Source organism: Spongorhabdus nitratireducens (genome assembly GCA_947387575.1).
Lineage (GTDB): Bacteria > Pseudomonadota > Gammaproteobacteria > Pseudomonadales > Endozoicomonadaceae > CANDOC01.
The window spans coordinates 326,771-347,806 of sequence record CANDOC010000006.1 but is presented as its reverse complement, the minus strand read 5'-3'; the positions used below and the strand labels follow the sequence as shown (position 1 = coordinate 347,806).

Here is a 21,036-nt window from a genome sequence, read left to right as displayed (position 1 = left end):
ATTGAATTGATCGAGTGATTATCCAAAGACGAATCTTTGAACAACACTTGCTTCGATGAAAATCTTTTATTCATCCATTACAAGCAAGTGCCCACACGAATTACTTGATTATCTTGTTAAAGAACTGACTTCCGAAGAAGCTGCTGACTCTTGATCTTTCCGATCAGATCGCCTCGTGATGTGTGAGGCCGTTCAGCGAGGCCGCTATCTTACCGCGACCGTTTTTGTTGTCAAGCACTGTGTTTGGCAGCGCCTGAATCAACATCCGGTCACTCAATGATTCGCTGTGAATCAATCAATGTGGCCGGCAATGAGGAGCGCATTCTACGGACAAATGAATTTCTGTCAACCGTGTATTAACCACTTTTTGCAGAAAAGCTCACTGATTATTCAGCGAGCTTGAGGGTGTTCCGGGCTTTAGGAAAAAGGCTGAAGAAATTAGCGGTTGTCTGTTCTGAAATCTGCTCCAGACTGACACCTTTCAATTCAGCAATGTATCGGGCAACAACAGCGGTATGCTCTGGGCGGTTAGGCTTGCCACGATGTGGTACCGGCGCCAGATAAGGTGAATCCGTTTCCACCAGCAGGCGATCAAGGGGAACCATTTTCACGACGTCACGAAGAGCTGCTGCATTACGGAAGGTTACAATACCCGAAATAGATATATATAAGCCCTCATCCAGCACCTGACGTGCCATCTCTTCACTTTCGGTAAAGCAGTGCAGCACACCACCGGCTTCCGGTTTCAGTGCCCGAATCATATCCACAGTCTGTTGCTGCGCCTGACGGGAGTGAATAATGACAGGTAACTGTGCTTGCTGCGCTGCCTGAAGCTGAGTTTCAAATCGCTTCAGCTGCATGGCTTCTGAATCCGGCTTGTAATAGAAATCCAGCCCTGTTTCACCAATGGCAACAATTTTGGGGTGAGCAGACATCTGAACCAGGCTCTCAACGTCCGGCTCTTTACATCCTTCATCTTCCAGCGGGTGAACGCCCACGGCTCCCACTACATTGTCGAAACGCTCAACAACCCTCAGCAGTCCCGGAAAAGCTTCCAGCGTCACACCGGCACACAACATGGCGTTTACTCCAGCCTTGTCGGCCGCAGCAACAATTTCATCCAGTTGCTCATCAGACATATCCGGTCCGAGACGATCCAGGTGACAGTGGGAATCAATAATCATCTGTTTGTTTCAATATTGAGAAGGAGGTCGTGCATGATAACCAAACATGCACATATTAAAAGGTGTGCAGAGATAGCAGGCTACATTGTATTTGTGGGACGATCGGCTTTGATAGCGCCTGCCAGATAGGTTTCGATCTTGGTCCGGGCTACATCAGTTTCATCAATAAACTGTACGCCGATACCTGCCGCACCACCATTCTGGGCTCCCTTGGGCGTAATCCACACCACCTTGGCCGGCACAGGCAACTGATCTGACTCTTCCATCAACTTGAGACGGAGAAAAACTTCATCACCGAGTTTGTAGTCGCGGGTTGTGGGAATAAACAACCCGCCATTTTTGATAAAAGGCATATAGGCGGCATAAAGCACCGCTGTATCCTTGATTGTCAGCGAGAGGATTCCACCTGCAGCTCCGGCCATCATTGCCTCCATGCAATTTTTGTTTTGGTTATTTTGCAGCAGCTTTTAAAACAGCAAATCAATATCCTGCCATGAAATCAAGCAAGACAGCTTTTTAGGCCTCTGTTCTTTTTGAATACTATCTAACAGTGAGATGCAACCAGCGTATCAACAGCTGTTCACAAAACAGCTGGCGGTTAAGATTCATGCCCCGATTCATAATGTTATTTTGCTGCAGCAGCCAGTCATATAACTGCACCAGATTTTTACTGCCAGATTTCCCGGCAATATAAACCAGCATTTTGCCCCCGACCTGATTCTCAAGCCCGGTATTGCTTCCCGCAGCAAAGCGTACCATTTGATACAGCCATTGCTGCATCCAGCCTGTCAGGCGATCCTGGGGTACATCCAACCAGTCAGCAGCAACTTCAACCGGTGTTCGGCGACCGCTTGATACATCCTGCAAACCATCAATTAATATCTGCTGTTGTTGCTGAATATCCTTGCTGGCATATTCCCTGGCCAGTAACGGACGACCACCGGCCATTTCCAGCAATGATTCTGCCGCAGAGGATACAACTGTATCCTGCTTTTCCAACCAGTCTTTTGCCGTGTCATGTGGCGGCACAGGAAAAACCAGCTGCTGGCAGCGACTGCGAATAGTCGGCAAGAGCAGTGACAACTGACTGCTGACAAGCAGAAAAATGGTATCACCGGCAGGCTCTTCCAGGCACTTGAGCAGCGCATTAGCCGCATTGTGATTCATCTGCTCGGCAGGGCTGATAATAATGACCCGACGCCCTTGCCGCAGCGCGGTCTTTTCAGTAAACCCGGTCAGCTGGCGAATCTGGTCAATTTTGATAGCTTTGCCTGCCTGCTCCGGTGACAGCAACATATAGTCCGGATGGCTGCCCGCCTGCATCAAACGACAACCCTGACAGTAGCCACAGGCTTCTCTGGGTTGCCCCGAAATCTCACTGGCATCAGACTCACATAGCGCCAGGGCAGCAAAGGCCTTGGCAAAATGCAACTTGCCAACCCCGGCCGCCCCGCGCAGCAACCAGGCATGAGCCAGCCGCCCCTGGTCAAACCGGTCAACAAAAGCCTGCCACTGCTCCGCCTGCCATGGCAGCAGGCTTCCGGGTATGTCACTCATTGGATATATTCAACCGTTTTGCCAGCACAGATTTAATTTGCTTCTGTACTTCATTCAGGCTCTTGCCCGCATCAATAATGGCAAATTGTTGGGGGTATTCTGCAGCCCGCGCCAGATAGGCTTCACGTACCCGGTTAAAGAATGCAATATTTTCCTGCTCGAAGCGATCCAGCTCGCCGCGCTGCCCGGCACGAGCCATACCCGTTTCTATCGAGACATCCAGCAGCAGGGTCAGATCGGGACGCAGTGTCCCCTGAACCCGTTGTTCAAGATCCTGAATCAGGCTGACATCCAGCTGCCGGCCACCGCCCTGATAGGCATAAGTGGCATCAGTAAAGCGATCACACAGTACAACTTTGCCCTGCTGCAATGCCGGAATAATAACTTCGGCAAGATGCTGGGCTCTGGCTGCAAATACCAGCAATAACTCAGCTGTCGGAGCAACCTTTTCATCCCGCTTGTTCAGTAGTAATTCACGAATTTGCTCTGCCAGCTCGGTTCCACCCGGCTCCCGGGTATGGATATAAGGCACTTCCCAGTTATCAAGGCACTGCTTGATAAACGTCATATTGGTTGTTTTACCGGCGCCTTCGCCACCTTCCACTGTGATAAAACAACCCTGAGAATTCATTGGCATCAGTCTGATTTCACTGTTTTGCTAGTTCATTACAGTCAGTCATCCGCCGCTTCCGGTGGCGGAGACGAACGATAATCGGCCCGACGCTTCAACTGATAACGCCGGACAGCCCGGTTATGTTCTTCCAGTGTATCTGAAAACTGGTGCGAACCATCCCCTCGGGCAACAAAATACAGGCTTGAACCCGGTGAAGGATTCAGTGCGGCATGAATTGCCTCACGACCTACCAGGGCAATCGGGGTCGGAGGCAGAGCACGAATAACGTAAGTGTTATAAGGCGTCGACTGGCGTAAATCGCGGCGATGGATATTGCCATCATAAGCTTCACCTAGGCCGTAAATTACAGTCGGATCACTTTGCAGCCGCATCCTTTTTTGCAGCCGTCGCACAAAGACACCGGCAATTTCCGGGCGCTCATAGGCAGCGCCAGTTTCCTTTTCGATAATAGAAGCCATTACCAAAGCCTCATATGGCGTTTTGTAGGGTAGCCCTTCCTGACGCTTTGCCCACTCTTCTGCCAGCACTTCTTCCGTACGCTTAAGGGCTCGCAATAAAACAGAGCGATCCGTATCTCCGGCATGGAAATAATAGGTATCTGCAAAGAACAGCCCTTCCGCCATTGAACGTTCCGTATCAGCTTCCAGCGTACTCAATAAGGTTGCTGTTGTTGCATTCTGCAGACTTTGCTCCAGTTTTGGGTGCTCACGCAGATCAGTCAGCATCTCGGCAACCGTAAGACCTTCAACCAGCGTCACACTGTATTGATTAACCCGCCCCTCGATAAAAATATCAAGCAGTTCGGCAATACTGACGCCAGGCTGCAGTGTGTATTCACCCGCCTGAAGTCCTGAGGCCAATCCCGACAATCGACCATATCCCCGCAGCAAAATGCTGTAGGGAATAATACCATCCCGCTCCAGCTTTCGGGCAACAGTACCCAGCGACTCACCCTTCTCAATTTCAAACAGGGAAGGTTGTTGTATGTCCAGTTGGGTATCGGGGTAATGGTGGTACAGCCAGTAGATGGCCATGGCTCCTGCAAGTGCAGCTATCAGCCCCAGAAAAAAAAGACGATGAATCCAGCGTTTAACCATTCAGCACTTCATTAAAGCTTTGTTGTATCTTTTGGGTAGCCTTCCCGACTGGCCAGCGATGGCCGGCAAATTCAGTCACCGGCCAGATACCAAATACACTGTTACAGACGAATACTTCCGAGGCCTGCAGCAATAACTGATCATTACAGTTCTGTACAGCAACCTGCTCACCCTGTCGCTCGACTGTATCCATTACAAAGCGACGGCAGATGCCTTCGATTCCACAGCGATCCAGCCTCGGGGTAAACCAGCTGTTGTCAGCACGAATAAATATATTGCTCATAGTGCCACAGATAATATGATCATCATAATCCCGGCAAACCCCTTCCAGCCAGGTGTGTTGACCTGCAGCAGCATTCGCTTCCTCACCTCTCAACTCGGCACGAGCCAGTACCTGCTCCAGCCGGTTAAGATGCTTCATGCCTGCCAGTAACGGTTGATGAGCCAGACGGGTTTGACAGGGAAAGAGGGCAATACCATTTGTCGCGGGTTCTCCGGGATAAACTGGCAGTGGATAGAGTCCCAGAACTCTGACCGGAGCTGCATCATCACTCAGGGGAGGCGCATAACCGCGCCCTCCGGAGCCCCGGGTTACCATCAGCTTTAAAACACCATGAGAAGATACCGGCTGCAGAAACTGCTCGATCTCGGTCATCAATTGCGACATATCTACCGGGATCTGCAAGCGGTCTGCACCTCGGCTCAATCGCTCAAGGTGCTGTGGAAGCCAGACGGGTTCACCATGATGCAGCCGAATGGTTTCAAACAGTCCATCACCATATGCAAGACCGCGATCGGCTAGATCAACATGCCCTGCAGCAATGCCATTCACCCAGGTCAACGGCAGGTTTTCAGCTGCAGCCATAATCAGTGACTCTCGGAAAACAGCAGACTGACATTGGCACCGCCGAAGGCAAACGAGTTGGAGAGCACATGCTGCGTTACAACCTTGCGACTTTGACCCGCCACATAATCAAGACGACAACCGTCTCCCGGCTCGTCGAGATTAATAGTAGGAGGAGCGATCTGGTCTCGCAGCGCCAGAATACTGAAAATAGCTTCTACCGCCCCGGCAGCTCCCAGCATATGGCCGGTCATCGACTTGGTAGAACTAACCAATGGTGCAACATCAGACCCGCCAAAAATACGCTCAATGGCCTGGGACTCTGCAATATCACCCGCCGGTGTCGAAGTCCCATGGGCATTGATATAACCGATCTGCCCCGGCTCCAGTCCTGCATCCCGCAATGCTTTTTGCATACACATTGCAGCACCTTTGGCATCCGGATCCGGTGCGGTGATATGGCAGGCATCGCCAGTCATACCGACCCCGGAAAGTTCGGCATAGATTTTTGCGCCACGGGCTTCCGCCCGCTCCCTAGTTTCCAATACCAACACTCCGGCACCGTCGCCCATTACAAAGCCATCCCGATCCTTGTCCCAGGGGCGGCTGGCTGACTGGGGATCATCTCTTGTGGACAGTGCTCTGGCTGCAGCAAACGCTGCCATTCCCAGTGGCGAGGAACCTTTTTCGGTGCCGCCCGCCACCATCACATCAGCATCACCACAGGCAATTGCCCGTGCAGCAAGACCAATAGCATGACCCCCACTGGTACAAGCCGTTGCGGTGGCAAAGTTAGGGCCTTTCAAACCGTACTGAATAGACAGCATACCGGCCGCCATATTGACGATGGAGCCGGGAATAAAAAATGGTGAAACCTTGCGGGAGCCTTTATCTCGCAGCAGCAGTGCATTTTCTTCAATCATACTGATGCCACCAATACCGGATCCAATAGCGACACCTGCCTGGTATTGTTCATCCTCAGACAGGGTCAGTCCGGCATCTTCAATAGCTTGCGCACCCGCCGCCAGCCCATAGTGAATGAAGGGATCGGTACGACGAACATCCCGTCGATCAATCCACTGTAGCGGGTCAAAGTCTTTTACATGGCCGGCTATTTTCACCGGCAAATCCGCTTGCTCATGCTCAAGCCTGCCAATACCACTCTGTCCTGCAACAATTTTTGCCCAGACCGAATCTATATTGGCCCCCAGCGGTGTGACCAGGCCGATACCGGTAACAACAACTTTTCTGTCTGTCATTCTATTCTGCCATTCCGTGACGCTTTATAAGCTCTGGAATTTAGTTTGTACGTTCGTTTGATGACAAAATTTATACCGATAAACTCATCACCTGCGGATATCCGGCTCCGGGTGACAGGCTTAGCGCTACATACTCGGTCATTTTCCAATAGTTTTGCTTTTAATTATTTTTTTATACCAGTTTGCGACTGACACAAAAAAGCCGCGGCACCTCAAAAGATGCCGCGGCTTTCGATACGTATCAAGCGATCAGGCTTAAGACAGCTCAAAGAGCAGAATTAAGCGTGAGCGTTAACGTAATCGATCGCTTCCTGAACGGTGGTGATCTTCTCAGCATCTTCATCAGGAATTTCGGTCTCGAATTCTTCTTCGAGGGCCATCACCAGCTCTACGGTATCCAGGGAGTCAGCACCCAGGTCTTCAACGAAGGAAGCACCGTTGGTTACTTCGTCTTCTTTAACGCCAAGCTGTTCACAAACGATCTTTTTAACTCGATCTTCAATGCTGGTGCTCATGCCTAATTAAGCTCCTGTTAAGATTCACATGCGACCGGAGTCGCAAAAAGCGCTAGTTTATATAAACGATCCGAACAATATCAAGCCAAGTTCGTACTGGTTTTGCAACCAATTACGAAAATTAGCCCATATACATTCCGCCATTTACATGAAGAGTCTCACCGGTGATGTAAGATGCCGCATCGCTGGCCAGAAACAGTACAGCGGCAGCGATATCTTCCGGAGAACCCAGTCGACCAGCAGGAATAGCCTGAGTCAGGGATTCCCGCTGCGCTTCGGGAAGCGCTTTGGTCATATCTGTGTCAATAAAACCCGGTGCAACAGTATTTACCGTTACGCCGCGTCCTGCAATTTCTTTTGCCAGTGCACGGGAAAAACCTTCCACACCGGCCTTGGCAGCAACATAGTTGCTCTGACCCGGGTTACCCATCTGACCTACAACAGAGCCGATGTTGATAATACGACCCCAGCGGGCTTTCATCATGCCGCGCATGCAGGCCTTGGACAGACGGAATACAGAAGACAGGTTGGTTTCCATTACCTGTTCCCACTCATCGTCTTTCATCCGCATCAGCAGATTGTCACGGGTAATACCGGCATTATTGATCAGTACAGTCGGTACACCGTAGGTGTCTTTAACGAAAGCCAGTGTCGCTTCGATAGAGTCAGCATCGGTGACATTCAGGCAGCAACCACGACCTTCCAGCCCCTTCTCTGCGAAGGCAGCGGTGATGCGCTCGGCACCTGATTCAGTGGTAGCCGTACCAACGACTTTAAAACCCTGTGCAGCCAGCTGTTGAGCGATGGCCTGACCAATACCTCGGCTGGCACCCGTTACCAGGGCAACTTTTGCTTCCTGAGCACTCATATTCTCTAATCCGTTTCCGAAAATCTGATAAACACAAAACTGCTGCATTCAAAGACAGCAGTTTTGCGGGGAAATTCACTCAGATCTGACGAGTCTGTCGAGCGGTGTTATTCGCTACCCTGAGCCAGTTGCTCCAGCGTAGCTACATTTTCCAGTACAGCGATGGGAGCACGACGGGCGATACGCTTGCTCAGACCAGACAACACCTTGCCCGGACCACATTCAGCAAACTGCTCGATCTGGTATTCAGTGATCATCTTCTGCACAGTCTCAACCCAACGTACCGGGCTGTGCAGCTGCTCTACCAGACGGGCACGCAGCTCGTCTGCAGATTCAGCGACAGCAACACTGCTGTTGTGCAGTACCGGAATCTCCGGCAGTTTGATCTCGACATCAGCCAGCGCTGCTGCCAGTTTTTCAGCAGCATCGGTCATCAGCGAGCAGTGCGACGGTACACTTACCGGCAGCGGCATTACCATTCGGGCGCCACTCTCCTTCGCCATCGCAGAAGCCTGTTCAACTGCTTCAGCGTGACCGGCAACAACGACCTGACCCGGTGCGTTGAAGTTAACCGCTTCAACTACTTTGTCACCGGCAGCTTTGGTGCAAATTTCTTTTACCGCATCATCGTCCAGACCGATAATCGCAGCCATGCCACCAACGCCGGCAGGTACTGCCTGCTGCATGTACTGACCACGCAGACGTACAATCTTCAGACCATCAGCGAAGCTGATTGCACCGCCACAAACCAGGGCGGTGTATTCACCCAGACTATGACCGGCCAGACAAGCCGGCTTGGTGCCACCGAGCTCATTCCATACCCGCCATACAGCCACACCGGCTGCCAGCAATGCAGGCTGGGTATTGGCTGTTTCGTTCAGCTGCTCAGCAGGGCCATTGGCTACCATACCTGCCAGATCAAAGCCGAGGACTTCAGAGGCTTCAGTAAAGGTATCCCGGGCAACGGGATATTTTTCTATCAGTTCTGCCAGCATTCCTACTTGCTGAGAGCCCTGACCAGGAAAAACAAAACCGGTAATCTGCGTCATATCCGTGCTATATAGCCTGCAATTTTGAGCGGCCATTATAAGAGAAGAATGGAGAAAAATGAGTAATTTTATGTATATATATGATTACAGTCTGACGATACCTGTGTATCGCTTCGAAAAATCATTAACTATATACAAAATGTGAGCTCAACGACTCACAGCAGGGAAGGATCAGAAAAAGAAAAAGCAGGATGCAGGCCGGCGGCTGCCGGCCTGGCAGGAAGAATTACTCTTCGCCCTTGCCTGCAACAATCTGACGGCCTTTGAAGAAACCGTCTGGAGTCATGTGGTGACGACGGTGGGTTTCACCGGTGCTGGCGTCTACGGACAGGGCCGGAGCGGTCAGCGCGTCGTGGGAGCGGCGCATGTCGCGCTTGGAACGAGTTTTACGGTTCTTCTGAACAGCCATTTGATTCTCCTGAGTTCAGTCGTTGCCACCCGGCTTCAGCCCGGCAAGCACACTAAAAGGGTTCTGTTTTTTGTCACTGACCTCTTCCTCGGGATACAGGTTCCCTTCAGGATCAGTGGTATATATGAGTCCGGCCCGGCAGGCGTCGTCATCATGTCCGGGGATCAGCGGCAAGGCAAGAATGACCTCGTCCTCGATCAAATCCCACAGGCTTGTACTGTCTTCGGTCACGACCAGCGGTTCCAGGTGGGATGGCAGGGCTTTGGCCTGATCATCATTCCACACCACCGCCAGACTGATTTCTGACTCTACGTTCACCTTTGCCGGTTCGAGACAGCGCTGGCACTCCATCGCCAGTTCACCCCCGAGCGTACCTTCAATGCAGGTTCGTCCTTCCAGATCGCGGAAAAAGTGAAGCTGCACGCGGATAGCGCCATCGGAGTCAACCAGAGACTGCTGCAACCGTTTCAGCACGGTTACGGCCACTTCGCCATCAAACCGAACGTCTTGCCGGGCTAATTTCCTCGGCTCGACTGTATGTGGTATCTGCCCGTCTAACATAAGCGCGCAATAATAGGGGCAAGCCCTTGTTCTGTCAAAAGTATTGGGGTAAGGATCTGCAGCTATGAACAGGTATTTTCAACAACACGGCTGGCAGTCCCCGCATAAGAGGGTTGCAGGAGGCAGCTGGAATACTTGCAGCATCAGGCCAGACAGCTCGAAACTTCACAGACTGATGGCGCTAAACTTCAGAATTACTGCTCATTTTAGACCGACTATCACGGGTGCCGACATTATTTAACTATTGGTGGCCGACCGTCCTTACTTACCAGATGTTCAGACCTGAACTCTGCTCAAGCCAGAAGCATACTGGCGTCACCCTCGGTCAGAAAAACCCTTATAATACTCTGATTGAATTTCACGACCCCATACAAGACACCTTCTATATGGCAGACAACGCAACCCCCACCCCATCTTTACAGCTGGTACTGGCTTCCAGTTCTATTTATCGAAAACAGCTACTTGAAAAACTCCAGGTTCCTTTTATTACCGATTCACCAGATATTGATGAGACCAGACAACCGGGAGAAGAACCGATATCACTTGTGCAGAGACTGACCATAGAAAAAGCGGCTGCTGTTGCTCAACGCCATAACAACGCACTGATTATCGCATCGGATCAGTTGGCGGTGCTCGGTAGTGAAGTTCTTGGAAAACCCGGAACAAAAGAAAAGGCCATACAACAACTGCAGGCTCAGTCAGGAAAAACTGTGCGCTTTATGACCGGACTATGCGTATGGAACACCGCAACTGGAAAATCTGATTACATACTTGATACCTGCGACACAAAGTTCCGCAATCTAAACCAGCAACAAATTGAGGACTACACTCAAAAAGATGCACCTCTATATTGTGCCGGAAGCATCAAAACAGAAGGACTTGGCATTACCCTGCTGGAGTATATCCATGGGTCTGACCCGAATTCACTGGTTGGCTTGCCACTTATTCAATTAACAACACTCTTGCAACAGCATGGCATATCACTTTGAATCCACTTGCTGTAAAGGCATTTCAGCCTGCATTGATCTTTCCCTTTCCTTCCAGCCCGGATCAAGTGTTACGTAATCAGAACCTTCAACTTCCTGAATTGACGCCAGAGTAGCTTTTTCCGGGGGGCGGACAAAGACATCTCGATGCATTACAGGGCTGGTACAGTGTTCACTTCCAGCCCCCCCATCTTTCACAGCAAACGCACCATAAGCTGTATTATCAACCACAGAGATTGATGAATCGATCATACACTGCAGCTTTTCCTGCCGTATCCTCAGATTCTCTTTATACTCTTCCAGTGGGAGCATCCGTGGCAGGCGCGAATACCATAGCTGGCGCCCCCCGGGAATCATGAAATTAAAATAGAGCGTTTTTCTTATATCTCCCGGCAAATTTTCCATTGCCAATTCTGCGACAAGATGTCTCGCCATTAACGCATCCTGATAATAAAACTGGTAGATAATCGCCTGCCTCGACTCCCATTGATCATGATATATTTCAACCGGTAAGATTTTTCCGTCCAATCGCTCAATTCTGTTAATAGCCTGAACCCATCCCGTATTACCGGTATACAAAAAAAAGACATCCTGAAGCCCCAGTTGATTCAAAAAATAGTCTCTGCATATTTCTATTTCAGATATTTTGTGAACCAAAAACAGATGAATTGGAAAAAAATGACACTGAGCACCCTCCCCAGTGGTAAAACAGCTTTTATATATAAGAAAAGGCCGCTTTGCTTCGACCGAACCGCATGACTCAGCAAGAGGAAACTTCAAATAAAATGTTTCATGCATAGGGATAATGTAGGATGCATTGCCCCCGGTTCTTTGCTCATAACAAAAGGAGTGGAAAACAGTATTCCTTTTTGCAGACTGATTCAGACTTATCCCTGCGATGCTGGCCGGCAGCCCCTGACAAATTCGATCTTTTTCTCTTGCAAGACTCTTATACTGAAGATTCAATCCGAACCCTTTTGCAGAACGCTCTACTCTGACAAAGGCTGCCCCCAGCCACCTTCGGCCTGTCGGCCATTCACTCATTTCTGACAAGCTGCAAGTTTGAGCAGTTTCAAACAACCAAACACTATACCCCTCACTCCACGCATGAGGAGGTATTAAAAACAGATAAAACAAAAAGCTCCCAAAAGAACTTTTCATCAACCGATTAAAAAAAATCATATTTTTTTTCTGTTTTTGAGCGCCCAGCTAAAGGAATATAGAACAATCTGATCAGATTATATGAAAGTACTGGGTGAGGGAGAGAGCAACAGAAGAGAGATAAGGGTTAAAAAGCAGCAACCTTTCCGGCTGCTGCTTTTGATAGCACTATTAGCGCAATAGAATATTATTCTCGAGACCCAGCGAAGTGGCCAACACCTGTCCCGCCCCCGCTCCCAACTGCTTGGCAAAACGCTCCAGCGGACTCGGAGTTACGGTATAGTCAACCAACTTTTCAACCCCGATAACTTCCCGGGCAACAAATGAGGTACTACCCAGCCCATCAATCAGCCCGCGATCCAGCGCCTGTTCACCGGTCCAGACCAGACCGGAAAAGGTCTTTTTATCTTCTTTCAGACGCTCGCCTCGCCCGTCACGTACCGCCTTGATAAACTGCTGATGCACGTTATCCAGAGTGCTCTGCCAATGAGCAACCGTTGCCTTTTCCTGAGGCTGGAACGGATCCATAAAATCCTTGTACTCGCCAGAGGTATAGGTACGACGGCTGATTCCCAGCTTTTTCATCGCCTCGACAAAACCAAACCCGGAAGAAACAACTCCGATAGAACCAACCATACTGGCCTTGTCGGCATAAATTTCATCTGCTGCGGCAGCAATATAATACGCACCGGAAGCACCGATATCGCTGATAACGGCATAAACCTTTTTTTCAGGATATAACGCTTTCAGGCGACTGATTTCATCATAAACATAACCAGACTGCACAGGACTGCCGCCCGGACTGTTAATTCGCAGCACAACCGCTTTGCTGGCCGGCGCTTCAAACGCACCACGCAGTGCTGTCACGATCAGATCAGCATTTGCCTCTTCGGCTGCACCAATCGGACCACGCACATCAACCAGACCAACATGTGTCGCAGCCTCTGTTGCAGCTGACGTCTTGACGCCGCTGCCACCACTCATCAGCGCCCAGGTAATCAGGAACAACCAGCCAAAGCCCATCAGTCGGAAAAAGATCCGCCAGCGACGATCTCGACGCTGATCTTTCTGTTGAGTCACCAGCAGTTCACGCAACAGGCGAGATTCCTCAGAACCGGAGGTTCCCGCCATCAGCTCATCATTATTATTGGCAGAAGAGCGCCAAAGTCCCATATGGAAACCCCCGTTACCACTTGCACAGTGGTTTGCTGGCACTTGAAACCAGCAAACCGAATCATCAAATTTTTAGCTATTTTGACCGTTATCGCTGCGACGTTGCGCCAGCCCCTTGAGCACAGTTTTCAGCTCAGGCGCCAGCGGAGCATTCACGACAACCTCCTCACCGTCAGGCAGGGCAAACTCCAGCCTGGCAGCATGCAGGAACAGGCGCTTCAAACCGGCATCTTTGGTCTGCTGCTCTGAGCGGTCATCGCCATACTTGGGATCACCCATAATCGGATGCCCTGCATATTGGCAATGTACCCGAATCTGGTGGGTGCGTCCGGTTTTTGGCATCGCCTGTACCAGCGTGATATCGCCGAAACGTGACTCAACTTTGTAGTTGGTCAGGGACGCCTTGCCATCCTGACTGACCCGTACAACCCGCTCACCGGATTTCAGTTCATTTTTCTTCAAGGGTGCAGCTACTGACTGACGACGGGCCGGCCAGCGTCCGGCAACCAGAGCCTGATAGGTTTTCTGTACCTTGTCATCGCGGAACTGGGCATGCAGATGACGCAGCATACTGCGTTTCTTGGCAACCACCAGACAGCCGGAGGTATCCCGGTCCAGCCGGTGTACCAGCTCAAGACCCGGTACATCCGGGCGAATCTTGCGCAGGGCTTCAATTACACCCAGATTGATACCACTGCCACCATGGACTGCCAGCCCGGAAGGCTTGTTAAGTACCAGCAATGCAGGTGTTTCCAGCAGAATGGCCTGCTCCAGCTTCTGCGCCAGTTTGTCCGGCACATTAGGCTCAGGTGCACTCTCACGCACTCTGACCGGCGGGATCCGCACCAGATCACCATTCTCCAGTCGGGTATCGGGCTTGGCCCGCTTGCCATTAACCCGGACCTCGCCCTTTCGGACAAGGCGATACAGGCGCGACTTCGGAACTCCCTTCATACGGGAGCTGAGATAATTATCCAGGCGTTGCCCGGCCTGGTCAGCATCAATTGTCAGGCGACGAACACCAGCAGATGCTGCGGGGGTGGATTCGGAAGAATTCTGTCTCATCATAAGGCTATCTTATCAGGTTTGACGCCTGATTAACGCCCCGGAACACCACGGCACAACTCGCAGCATTTAACAGTCATTGTTTGAAGGGGCTTGGGATTGTTGTTATATTTGCTTCACTACCCCAAAGTTAATTACAGGTTTGTACTGCCTGACAGCGGGGAAGTTACCGACCAGCCGAAAAGCTCTTTAATCCGGCACGGTCATTGATTCAAGAAATCCGGGACGGATAGCCAGTACACTGCGGTCAACCCTGAAGAACAGGCATTGCAATGCAGATGTCGATACTTTCACTGGAAGCATTCATGCTGGAAGTGATTATCGGCAAGCGCACCGTGATCAACCCGGAGAATGAAAGGAAAGATTGCCAATTTCCAGGTTCTCGCCCGCCCTTATTCCTCCTGCACCGCGACATTGAATGGCCGGAATGGCAGCAGGGATGAATGGGTGTTTGGTCGTGGATGACAGGTTAAATTGGCAAGCGTAATCTGGAAATTTAAGGTTAACGTGCTGCCTTGCCCCGAGCAGGCGCCAGAATGTCTTAAAAAGTATAGTGATGTCACGGGCCAGATCCCGTGAAACAGCAGAGTGTCAGAGGACAGAGACTCAAAAGCCACGAGCAGCCCCGGAGCATGGGTGTTCTGACTGCAGGTAACGCCGATCCGTAACAGCAGCAGACATCGCCCGGGTGACAGAAGCGGAAGCTCAGAAAGAATGGTGTGCCCATAATAGCTGGTCGATTGCATATAGATGACCAAGCCGGGACACCGCGGCGACAACAGGTAATATCAACTGTCCCAGCATCTTTACTGTTTTGCCTGAAACAGCATGAATCAGGCAGCTATACCTGACAGCTCATATCGCTGCTCCGGCGCCGGTTATAAAAACTCGGCGCGTCATATCCGGAAGCAGGACTGATGGCCGTCAGCCGACACTCCACCAGGTTTACCAACCTGATTTTCTGTGGAGTGAGGTATGACAGGTGGTGCCACTTGAGGCAGGACAGCCCTCATGAAAAAACTGGTACCCAATGAAAAGAATGCTGATTAACGCAACCCAGCAAGAAGAGCTGCGTGTTGCACTGGTCGACGGCCAGCGCCTGTTCGACCTGGATATTGAATCCGGGGCACGGGAACAGAAAAAGGCCAATATCTATAAAGGACGCATCACCCGCGTCGAACCCAGCCTCGAAGCCGCTTTTGTTGACTTCGGCGCCGAGCGTCACGGCTTCCTGCCTCTCAAGGAAATCTCCCGCGAATACTTCCTGAACCGTAATACCGGTGGTGGCCGCCCGAATATCCGTGACGTAGTCAAGGAAGGTCAGGAAATCATTGTTCAGGTAGATAAGGAAGAGCGTGGCAATAAAGGTGCTGCTCTGACTACCCTGATCAGTCTTGCCGGCCGCTACCTGGTGCTGATGCCCAACAACCCTCGTGCCGGTGGTATCTCCCGCCGCATTGAAGGTGATGAGCGTGCCCAGCTGCGGGAAGCCATGAGCCAGCTTAAAACTCCGGCTGACATGGGTGTTATTGCCCGTACAGCAGGCTTGGGTCGTTCTGCAGAAGAGCTACAATGGGACCTGGACTGCCTGCTGCAGGTATGGAACTCCATCAAGGATGCTTCTGAAGCTAACCAGGCACCGTTCCTGATCTATCAGGAGTCCAATGTCATTATTCGCGCGATCCGTGACTACCTGCGTCAGGATATCGGCGAAGTGCTAATCGACAGCCAGAAAGCCTATGACAAGGCGCTGACCTTTATCCGTCGGGTCATGCCCCAGTACGAAAACAAGGTCAAGCTGTATCAGGATACCGTTCCGCTGTTTAACCGGTTCCAAATTGAAGCCCAGATCGAAACCGCGTTCCAACGTGAAGTGCAGCTGCCTTCCGGTGGCTCTATCGTTATCGATCCTACCGAAGCACTGGTTTCCATCGATATCAACTCGGCCCGCGCTACCCGCGGTGGCGATATTGAAGAAACCGCACTGAATACCAACCTTGAAGCGGCAGACGAAATTGCCCGCCAGCTGCGCCTGCGGGATATCGGTGGCCTGATCGTGATCGACTTTATCGACATGACCAACAGCCGTAACCAGCGCGAAGTGGAAAACCGCATTCGTGATGCACTGCAGGTTGACCGTGCCCGGGTGCAGCTGGGTCGCATCTCCCGCTTTGGCCTGCTGGAAATGTCCCGTCAGCGCCTGCGTCCATCTCTGGGCGAAACCAGCGGTGTGGTCTGCCCTCGCTGTAATGGTCAGGGCACTATTCGTGATATCGAATCTCTGGCCCTGTCTATCCTGCGCCTGTTGGAAGAAGAAGCCTTCAAGGAACGCACTTCCGAAATCCGTGCCCAGGTACCGGTTTCTGTTGCCACCTTCCTGCTGAACGAAAAGCGCCAGGGTATTGCCCGTATCGAGAAGCGCCACCAGATCCGCATTGTCGTTATTCCAAACGCCAACCTGGATACGCCGCACTTTGAAGTACAGCGCCTGCGTGATGATCATGTGTCTCTGTCTGAAACCAGCTATGCCATCAGCACCGAAGTAGAAGGTGCAGAAAGCGAGCCGGAACTGACCCGCGCCCGTCAGGTTGAGAAGAAGCCTGAAGCTGTAGTTAAAGCGGTCACCCCGACTCCGCCTTCACCGAAGCCAGCGGCAGAAAGCGAAGGTCTGCTGAGCGGGCTGATGAAGGGTCTGCGCCGCATCTTTGGCAGCGAAGCAGAGCAGCCTGAACAGTCTCAGAAAAAACAGCAGAAGCAAGGCCAGCGTGGTTCCCAGAACCGCCAGCAAAATCGCCGCAACCAGCGCAATGAACGCCGTCAGGATAATCGTCGGGATGAGCGCCGCGATGAACGTCGTGACGAACGCCGCCAGGATGCTGAAGGCCGTAGCGACAACCGTCGTGACAATCGCCGCGATAACCGTCGTGACAAGCAGGACAAACAGGATCGTCAGCCTCGCCAGCGCAAGCAGCAGAAGGCCGAACAGCAGAAGACCGATTTTGTCCTGCAGCCGCCCCAGGACGTGACTGTAGAAAGCGGCCAGCCGGAACGTCAGCGTCGCCCACGCAACCTGAACCGTCGCCGTCGCAACAACCGTCCGTCCATGCGCGAGCAGGCTCAGACTCAGCAGCCTGAACAGCAGCAAGCTCAGGCTCCTCAGGTGGAAACTCAGGTACAACAGCAGCCAGTCGCCCCTGTTGCAGCCCCAGCACCTGCTGCTGAAAAGCCTGTAGTAGAGAACAAGGCCCCTGAAGCTCAGGCTCCTGCCAAACCGGTTGCTGAAACCAAGCCGGCCAAGCAGCAGAAGGCACCTCAGCAGCCCAAACAGGAAAAGAAAGCAGCACCTGAAGCCGTTGCTCCTGTCGCTGCAGTTGAAACTCAGCCTCAGGCTGAAGCTCAAGCCAAACCTCAGGCAAAAGTCGAGCAGCCAGTTCAGGCCGCAGAGCCAGAGCAGAAACAGGTACAGTCTGAAGCTGAAGTTGCCAAGCCGGTTGTTGCTGAAGAAGTTTCTGAAGCCCAGCCACGCAAGCCACGTGAGCGCCGTCCGTCCAGAAGAGAAAAGGCCGAGCGGCTGGCAGCCCAAAAAGCAGCAGCCAAGAAAGCCGAGCAACAGCAGCCTGCGGTAGCAGAACAACCTGCTGAAGCAACAGCCCCTGCTCAGCAACCGGCAGATGAGCAGCCTGTAGTGGAAGCTCAGCAACCAGCAGCGAAAGCAGAAACTGTTGTTGAAGTTACAACTCAGACTGAAGCTCCTGCAGCGGAACAGTCCGCAGTAGTAGAAACTGCAGAGAAGACTGAAACAGCTAAGCAGCCTGAAGCAAAAGCCACTACTGAAGCCGAAGCGCCTGCACCTCGTCGTCGCCGCACTCGTCGTGCTCATAACGACCCACGTGAAATGATGCGCCGTCAGCGTGAAGCTGAAGCTACTGCAAAAGAAGCTCAGAGTGAAACTGTAGAGCCTGCTCCGGCAGTAGAAGCTGTCAGCGCCGAAGCGGCTGTTGAAGTAGTGAAAGCAGAAGAGAGCAAGGCTCCGGCTGAAACCGCACCGACTCAAGCTGAAGCAGCTGTTGACCCGGCTACTGAAACCAAAGCAGCAACTGTTGCTCAGGAACAACCTGAAGAGCGTGCAACAGTGACAGTTGAAGTTGAAACAGTCGCAGCAATCAAGGCACCTGAAGCAGAAACAGCAGTGACTGTCGAAGCTGATGCCGAGAAACCTGCTGCAGAAACTGCAACTATTACGACCGAAGTCGTGATTGAGAAAAAGAGCGACAATGTCGCTTCTGAAACTCAGCAGCAGTAAGATGAGAGGGAGCTAGCTCCCTCTCCAATAAAAAAGGCATGCCAGACTGGCATGCCTTTTTTATTTGTCTTGTTGTCAGTGGTTTCGCTTCAATAAACTCTGGGCTCTATTTCCAGGGTAACTCCAAAGGTTTCTTTTATCTGTTTCTGAATAAGAACAGCCAGCCCAAGAATTGAATCTGGCTCAGCACCCGCTTCATTCACCAGTACCAGCGCCTGCTTGTGATAAACGGCAGCTCCCTGATATTGATAACCTTTGAAACCACAGTAATCAATCAGCCAACCAGCAGCCAGCTTGACCTTTGTGTCAGATACCGGAAACATCACCAACTGGGGAAATTCTGCTTTCAGTTTTTCAGCCTGGTCCGATGCAATAACCGGATTTTTGAAAAAACTGCCAGCATTTCCCAATGTTTTCGGATCAGGCAACTTGCTGTTACGGGTTGAAATCACCGCATCGCTGATATCCTGCCCAGAAGGCTCAGCGTCACCCAATTGGGTTGCCAGCATCTGCTGCAGTCCGCCGTAGGACAGTTTGGGCTTAAGGGTTCTACTCAGGCGAAAACGCACCTTGAGAATAACGTAACCGTCTTTCCCTTTATTTTTGAAAAAAGAGTCACGATAACCAAAAGCACAGTCTTCCAGACTGAAAGTAACGACTTCGCCGGTCTCCAGCACCAGCGCATCCAGACTGTGGAAACAGTCCTTGATCTCAACGCCATAGGCACCGATATTCTGAATCGGCGCAGCCCCCACTGTACCGGGAATCAGAGACAGGTTTTCCAGACCGTAAAAGCCCTGCTCCAGCGTCCACTGCACAAAGGGATGCCAGCTTTCACCGGCAGCCGCTTCTACAATCACCTCATCACTGCCTTCACCCTCAGAGTACGACTTACCCATAAGCCGAATCGGCATCACCAGCGCATTCAACGGTCCGGACAAAACAACATTGCTACCCTCACCCAGAGGCACCAGTGGTACACCCAGGGCATTTGCCTGCTTTGACAACGCAACAATATCGGTAACAGAAGAGGCTTCGGAGAAATAGCGGGCGGGCACATCAAGCCCTAGCGTGTTGAAGGGTTTGAGTGAAACATTCTGCTGCAGGGTTGCAGATTCAGAGGCCGTCATTTGCTTTCCTGCAACTGAAGGATTAACTGATCGGAAGCGGATTCAACCAGGTCGAGCACCTGATCAAATCCCTGTGCACCGCCATAGTAGGGATCCGGCACTTCACTGATATCAAGCTCAGGAGCCAGTGCCAGAAACAAACTGATACGATCCTGACAATCCGCCGGCGCCTGTTGCTTCAGGTTGGCGAGATTCTCCCGATTCATTGCAAAGATATAATCAAAACCGGAAAAATCATCTGCTGTCGTTTGTCGCGCACGCAACGGTGAAAGATCATAACCTCGTGCCCGAGCAGCTTTTTGCATCCGCCGGTCAGGCGCTTCACCTTCATGCCAGGCACCAGTTCCGGCTGAATCTATTTCAAGCTGATCAAGCAGGCCGGCACGACGTGCCTTTTCCCTGAATACGCCTTCGGCTGCCGGGGAACGGCAGATATTCCCCAGACAGACAAATAAAATCCGTTTTTTCATGCCAGTGCGTCACGAGCCTCCACCAGACGTCGTACACTTTCCAGATCTGACTGGGTATCAACACCGGCAGCCGGAGCTTCAAGCGCAACATCGACGTGAATCCGGTGGCCATTCCACAACACTCGCAGTTGCTCCAGTGACTCCAGCTCTTCCAGCGGGCAGGTACCCCAGGTGACATATTCTTTCAGCAGGCCGACACGGTAGGCATAAAGCCCGATATGACGCTGGAACAGGTGACTTTCCGGCAGGTTTTCCCGCTCGACCGCAAATGCATCACGAGCCCAGGGCATTGCCGCACGGCTGAAGTACATGGCATGACCGTCACGGTCAGTAATCACCTTGACGATATGAGGATCAAAAACATCACGGGCATCATGGATCGGCTCACACAGGGTAGCGACGGAAGCCTGTTCATGCTGGCGCAGGTTACCGGCCACCTGATCAATAATCTTTGCCGGAATCAGCGGTTCATCACCCTGAACATTAACGACGATTTCATCGTCAGCCAGCCCCAGTTTGGTAACGACCTCATGCAACCGGTCAGTACCTGAAGGGTGTGAAGCCAGCGTCAATACAGCCTCGGCACCAAAACCCTCGGCAGCACGCATAATACGCTCGTCATCAGTGGCAATAACCACTCGCTCGGCAGCGGACTCACAGGCACGCTCCCATACGTGCTGCACCATCGGCTTGCCGGCAATATCCATTAATGGCTTGCCGGGCAGCCGGCTGGAACCAAAGCGAGCCGGAATAATTACGGAATATGACATG

The 21,036-nt window shown here is 51.8% G+C and carries 21 protein-coding genes; 3 read left to right on the top strand and 18 right to left on the bottom strand.

All coding sequences use genetic code 11. The features are described from left to right. Positions 1 to 386: 386 nt before the first annotated feature. The 12 genes from ACYZZ0_RS13450 to ACYZZ0_RS13395 all read right to left on the bottom strand — a co-directional run bounded on the left by ACYZZ0_RS13450 (position 387) and on the right by ACYZZ0_RS13395 (position 9,977). Positions 387 to 1,184 carry a TatD family hydrolase gene (locus tag ACYZZ0_RS13450; protein WP_461537153.1) on the bottom strand — a complete coding sequence of 266 codons (798 nt, stop codon included), beginning with the start codon at positions 1,182 to 1,184 and terminating at the stop codon, positions 387 to 389. An 80-nt stretch (positions 1,185 to 1,264) separates the two neighbouring features. Next, entirely contained in the window at positions 1,265 to 1,618 is a 354-nt protein-coding gene (locus tag ACYZZ0_RS13445) for a PilZ domain-containing protein (protein ID WP_461537152.1), read from the bottom strand. 106 nt (positions 1,619 to 1,724) lie between these two features. Then, positions 1,725 to 2,741, bottom strand: a complete 1,017-nt coding sequence (locus ACYZZ0_RS13440) for a DNA polymerase III subunit delta' (protein ID WP_461537151.1) — start codon at positions 2,739 to 2,741, stop codon at positions 1,725 to 1,727. Beyond that, positions 2,734 to 3,378, bottom strand: coding sequence for a dTMP kinase (gene tmk, locus ACYZZ0_RS13435; protein WP_461537150.1), 645 nt, complete (start codon positions 3,376 to 3,378; stop codon positions 2,734 to 2,736). Before tmk ends, ACYZZ0_RS13440 begins: the two co-directional genes overlap by 8 nt. Before the next feature lie 35 nt (positions 3,379 to 3,413). After that, positions 3,414 to 4,472 (bottom strand): endolytic transglycosylase MltG, encoded by a 1,059-nt coding sequence (gene mltG, locus ACYZZ0_RS13430; protein WP_461537149.1) that lies wholly within the window; start codon positions 4,470 to 4,472, stop codon positions 3,414 to 3,416. Then, complete coding sequence (gene pabC, locus ACYZZ0_RS13425; RefSeq protein WP_461537148.1) at positions 4,465 to 5,337, bottom strand: aminodeoxychorismate lyase; 873 nt, start codon at positions 5,335 to 5,337, stop codon at positions 4,465 to 4,467. The genes mltG and pabC overlap by 8 nt, the downstream gene beginning before the upstream one ends. Positions 5,338 to 5,339: 2 nt before the next feature. Continuing rightward, positions 5,340 to 6,575, bottom strand: coding sequence for a beta-ketoacyl-ACP synthase II (fabF, locus tag ACYZZ0_RS13420; RefSeq protein WP_461537147.1), 1,236 nt, complete (start codon positions 6,573 to 6,575; stop codon positions 5,340 to 5,342). A 278-nt stretch (positions 6,576 to 6,853) separates the two neighbouring features. Further along, entirely contained in the window at positions 6,854 to 7,090 is a 237-nt protein-coding gene (gene acpP / locus ACYZZ0_RS13415; RefSeq protein ID WP_461537146.1) for an acyl carrier protein, read from the bottom strand. Between the two features lie 121 nt (positions 7,091 to 7,211). Next, positions 7,212 to 7,958 (bottom strand): 3-oxoacyl-ACP reductase FabG, encoded by a 747-nt coding sequence (gene fabG, locus ACYZZ0_RS13410; protein WP_461537145.1) that lies wholly within the window; start codon positions 7,956 to 7,958, stop codon positions 7,212 to 7,214. Positions 7,959 to 8,065: 107 nt separating this feature from the next. After that, the gene (gene fabD, locus ACYZZ0_RS13405) at positions 8,066 to 9,007 is read right to left on the bottom strand and encodes an ACP S-malonyltransferase (protein WP_461537144.1); all 942 of its coding nucleotides are present in this window, start codon (positions 9,005 to 9,007) and stop codon (positions 8,066 to 8,068) included. A gap of 226 nt (positions 9,008 to 9,233) precedes the next feature. Further along, on the bottom strand, positions 9,234 to 9,416 hold the full coding sequence (gene rpmF / locus ACYZZ0_RS13400; RefSeq protein ID WP_461537143.1) for a 50S ribosomal protein L32: 183 nt from the start codon (positions 9,414 to 9,416) through the stop codon (positions 9,234 to 9,236). A gap of 15 nt (positions 9,417 to 9,431) precedes the next feature. Beyond that, a complete protein-coding gene (locus tag ACYZZ0_RS13395) occupies positions 9,432 to 9,977 on the bottom strand; it encodes a YceD family protein (RefSeq protein WP_461537142.1) in 546 nt (181 codons plus the stop codon). Between the two features lie 386 nt (positions 9,978 to 10,363). Here ACYZZ0_RS13395 and ACYZZ0_RS13390 point away from each other — a divergent pair, with 386 nt between their 5' ends. Continuing rightward, on the top strand, positions 10,364 to 10,966 hold the full coding sequence (locus ACYZZ0_RS13390) for a Maf family protein (RefSeq protein ID WP_461537141.1): 603 nt from the start codon (positions 10,364 to 10,366) through the stop codon (positions 10,964 to 10,966). Here the strand turns inward: ACYZZ0_RS13390 and ACYZZ0_RS13385 are convergent. The 3 genes from ACYZZ0_RS13385 to rluC all read right to left on the bottom strand — a co-directional run bounded on the left by ACYZZ0_RS13385 (position 10,958) and on the right by rluC (position 14,365). Continuing rightward, positions 10,958 to 12,145: a hypothetical protein gene (locus ACYZZ0_RS13385; protein ID WP_461537140.1), complete on the bottom strand. Its 1,188-nt coding sequence runs from the start codon at positions 12,143 to 12,145 to the stop codon at positions 10,958 to 10,960. The two genes, ACYZZ0_RS13390 and ACYZZ0_RS13385, sit on opposite strands and share 9 nt — an antisense overlap. A 150-nt stretch (positions 12,146 to 12,295) precedes the next feature. Continuing rightward, positions 12,296 to 13,297, bottom strand: a complete 1,002-nt coding sequence (locus ACYZZ0_RS13380) for a S49 family peptidase (RefSeq protein WP_461537139.1) — start codon at positions 13,295 to 13,297, stop codon at positions 12,296 to 12,298. Between the two features lie 72 nt (positions 13,298 to 13,369). Then, the gene (gene rluC, locus ACYZZ0_RS13375) at positions 13,370 to 14,365 is read right to left on the bottom strand and encodes a 23S rRNA pseudouridine(955/2504/2580) synthase RluC (RefSeq protein ID WP_461537138.1); all 996 of its coding nucleotides are present in this window, start codon (positions 14,363 to 14,365) and stop codon (positions 13,370 to 13,372) included. A 302-nt stretch (positions 14,366 to 14,667) separates the two neighbouring features. Between rluC and ACYZZ0_RS13370 the strand changes: the two genes are divergently transcribed. Both ACYZZ0_RS13370 and rne read left to right on the top strand, forming a co-directional pair. Further along, a complete protein-coding gene (locus ACYZZ0_RS13370; protein WP_461537137.1) occupies positions 14,668 to 14,805 on the top strand; it encodes a hypothetical protein in 138 nt (45 codons plus the stop codon). Between the two features lie 587 nt (positions 14,806 to 15,392). Beyond that, positions 15,393 to 18,665: a ribonuclease E gene (gene rne, locus ACYZZ0_RS13365; RefSeq protein ID WP_461537136.1), complete on the top strand. Its 3,273-nt coding sequence runs from the start codon at positions 15,393 to 15,395 to the stop codon at positions 18,663 to 18,665. An 89-nt stretch (positions 18,666 to 18,754) separates the two neighbouring features. On the opposite strand, the gene murB is transcribed toward rne, so the two are convergent. Genes murB through kdsB form a run of 3 tightly spaced genes read right to left on the bottom strand, consistent with a single transcriptional unit; the run spans position 18,755 to position 21,035 of the window. Next, the gene (gene murB, locus ACYZZ0_RS13360; RefSeq protein ID WP_461537135.1) at positions 18,755 to 19,795 is read right to left on the bottom strand and encodes a UDP-N-acetylmuramate dehydrogenase; all 1,041 of its coding nucleotides are present in this window, start codon (positions 19,793 to 19,795) and stop codon (positions 18,755 to 18,757) included. Next, the gene (locus ACYZZ0_RS13355; RefSeq protein ID WP_461537134.1) at positions 19,792 to 20,265 is read right to left on the bottom strand and encodes a low molecular weight protein-tyrosine-phosphatase; all 474 of its coding nucleotides are present in this window, start codon (positions 20,263 to 20,265) and stop codon (positions 19,792 to 19,794) included. The genes murB and ACYZZ0_RS13355 overlap by 4 nt, the downstream gene beginning before the upstream one ends. After that, positions 20,262 to 21,035: a 3-deoxy-manno-octulosonate cytidylyltransferase gene (gene kdsB, locus ACYZZ0_RS13350; protein ID WP_461537133.1), complete on the bottom strand. Its 774-nt coding sequence runs from the start codon at positions 21,033 to 21,035 to the stop codon at positions 20,262 to 20,264. The genes ACYZZ0_RS13355 and kdsB overlap by 4 nt, the downstream gene beginning before the upstream one ends. Between the last annotated feature and the right edge of the window lies 1 nt (position 21,036).

What these genes read in the sequence shown, in the direction of transcription:
- ACYZZ0_RS13370 (WP_461537137.1), top strand. Translation starts at nt 14,668, where the DNA reads ATGCTGGAAGTGATTATCGGCAAGCGCACCGTGATCAACCCGGAGAAT.
- kdsB (WP_461537133.1), bottom strand. Translation starts at nt 21,035, where the DNA reads ATGTCATATTCCGTAATTATTCCGGCTCGCTTTGGTTCCAGCCGGCTG.
- pabC (WP_461537148.1), bottom strand. Translation starts at nt 5,337, where the DNA reads ATGGCTGCAGCTGAAAACCTGCCGTTGACCTGGGTGAATGGCATTGCT.
- rpmF (WP_461537143.1), bottom strand. Translation starts at nt 9,416, where the DNA reads ATGGCTGTTCAGAAGAACCGTAAAACTCGTTCCAAGCGCGACATGCGC.
- rluC (WP_461537138.1), bottom strand. Translation starts at nt 14,365, where the DNA reads ATGATGAGACAGAATTCTTCCGAATCCACCCCCGCAGCATCTGCTGGT.
- ACYZZ0_RS13380 (WP_461537139.1), bottom strand. Translation starts at nt 13,297, where the DNA reads ATGGGACTTTGGCGCTCTTCTGCCAATAATAATGATGAGCTGATGGCG.
- ACYZZ0_RS13450 (WP_461537153.1), bottom strand. Translation starts at nt 1,184, where the DNA reads ATGATTATTGATTCCCACTGTCACCTGGATCGTCTCGGACCGGATATG.
- tmk (WP_461537150.1), bottom strand. Translation starts at nt 3,378, where the DNA reads ATGCCAATGAATTCTCAGGGTTGTTTTATCACAGTGGAAGGTGGCGAA.
- rne (WP_461537136.1), top strand. Translation starts at nt 15,393, where the DNA reads ATGAAAAGAATGCTGATTAACGCAACCCAGCAAGAAGAGCTGCGTGTT.
- ACYZZ0_RS13390 (WP_461537141.1), top strand. Translation starts at nt 10,364, where the DNA reads ATGGCAGACAACGCAACCCCCACCCCATCTTTACAGCTGGTACTGGCT.
- fabF (WP_461537147.1), bottom strand. Translation starts at nt 6,575, where the DNA reads ATGACAGACAGAAAAGTTGTTGTTACCGGTATCGGCCTGGTCACACCG.
- ACYZZ0_RS13385 (WP_461537140.1), bottom strand. Translation starts at nt 12,145, where the DNA reads ATGATTTTTTTTAATCGGTTGATGAAAAGTTCTTTTGGGAGCTTTTTG.
- murB (WP_461537135.1), bottom strand. Translation starts at nt 19,795, where the DNA reads ATGACGGCCTCTGAATCTGCAACCCTGCAGCAGAATGTTTCACTCAAA.
- ACYZZ0_RS13440 (WP_461537151.1), bottom strand. Translation starts at nt 2,741, where the DNA reads ATGAGTGACATACCCGGAAGCCTGCTGCCATGGCAGGCGGAGCAGTGG.
- ACYZZ0_RS13395 (WP_461537142.1), bottom strand. Translation starts at nt 9,977, where the DNA reads ATGTTAGACGGGCAGATACCACATACAGTCGAGCCGAGGAAATTAGCC.
- fabD (WP_461537144.1), bottom strand. Translation starts at nt 9,007, where the DNA reads ATGACGCAGATTACCGGTTTTGTTTTTCCTGGTCAGGGCTCTCAGCAA.
- fabG (WP_461537145.1), bottom strand. Translation starts at nt 7,958, where the DNA reads ATGAGTGCTCAGGAAGCAAAAGTTGCCCTGGTAACGGGTGCCAGCCGA.
- mltG (WP_461537149.1), bottom strand. Translation starts at nt 4,472, where the DNA reads ATGGTTAAACGCTGGATTCATCGTCTTTTTTTTCTGGGGCTGATAGCT.
- acpP (WP_461537146.1), bottom strand. Translation starts at nt 7,090, where the DNA reads ATGAGCACCAGCATTGAAGATCGAGTTAAAAAGATCGTTTGTGAACAG.
- ACYZZ0_RS13355 (WP_461537134.1), bottom strand. Translation starts at nt 20,265, where the DNA reads ATGAAAAAACGGATTTTATTTGTCTGTCTGGGGAATATCTGCCGTTCC.
- ACYZZ0_RS13445 (WP_461537152.1), bottom strand. Translation starts at nt 1,618, where the DNA reads ATGGAGGCAATGATGGCCGGAGCTGCAGGTGGAATCCTCTCGCTGACA.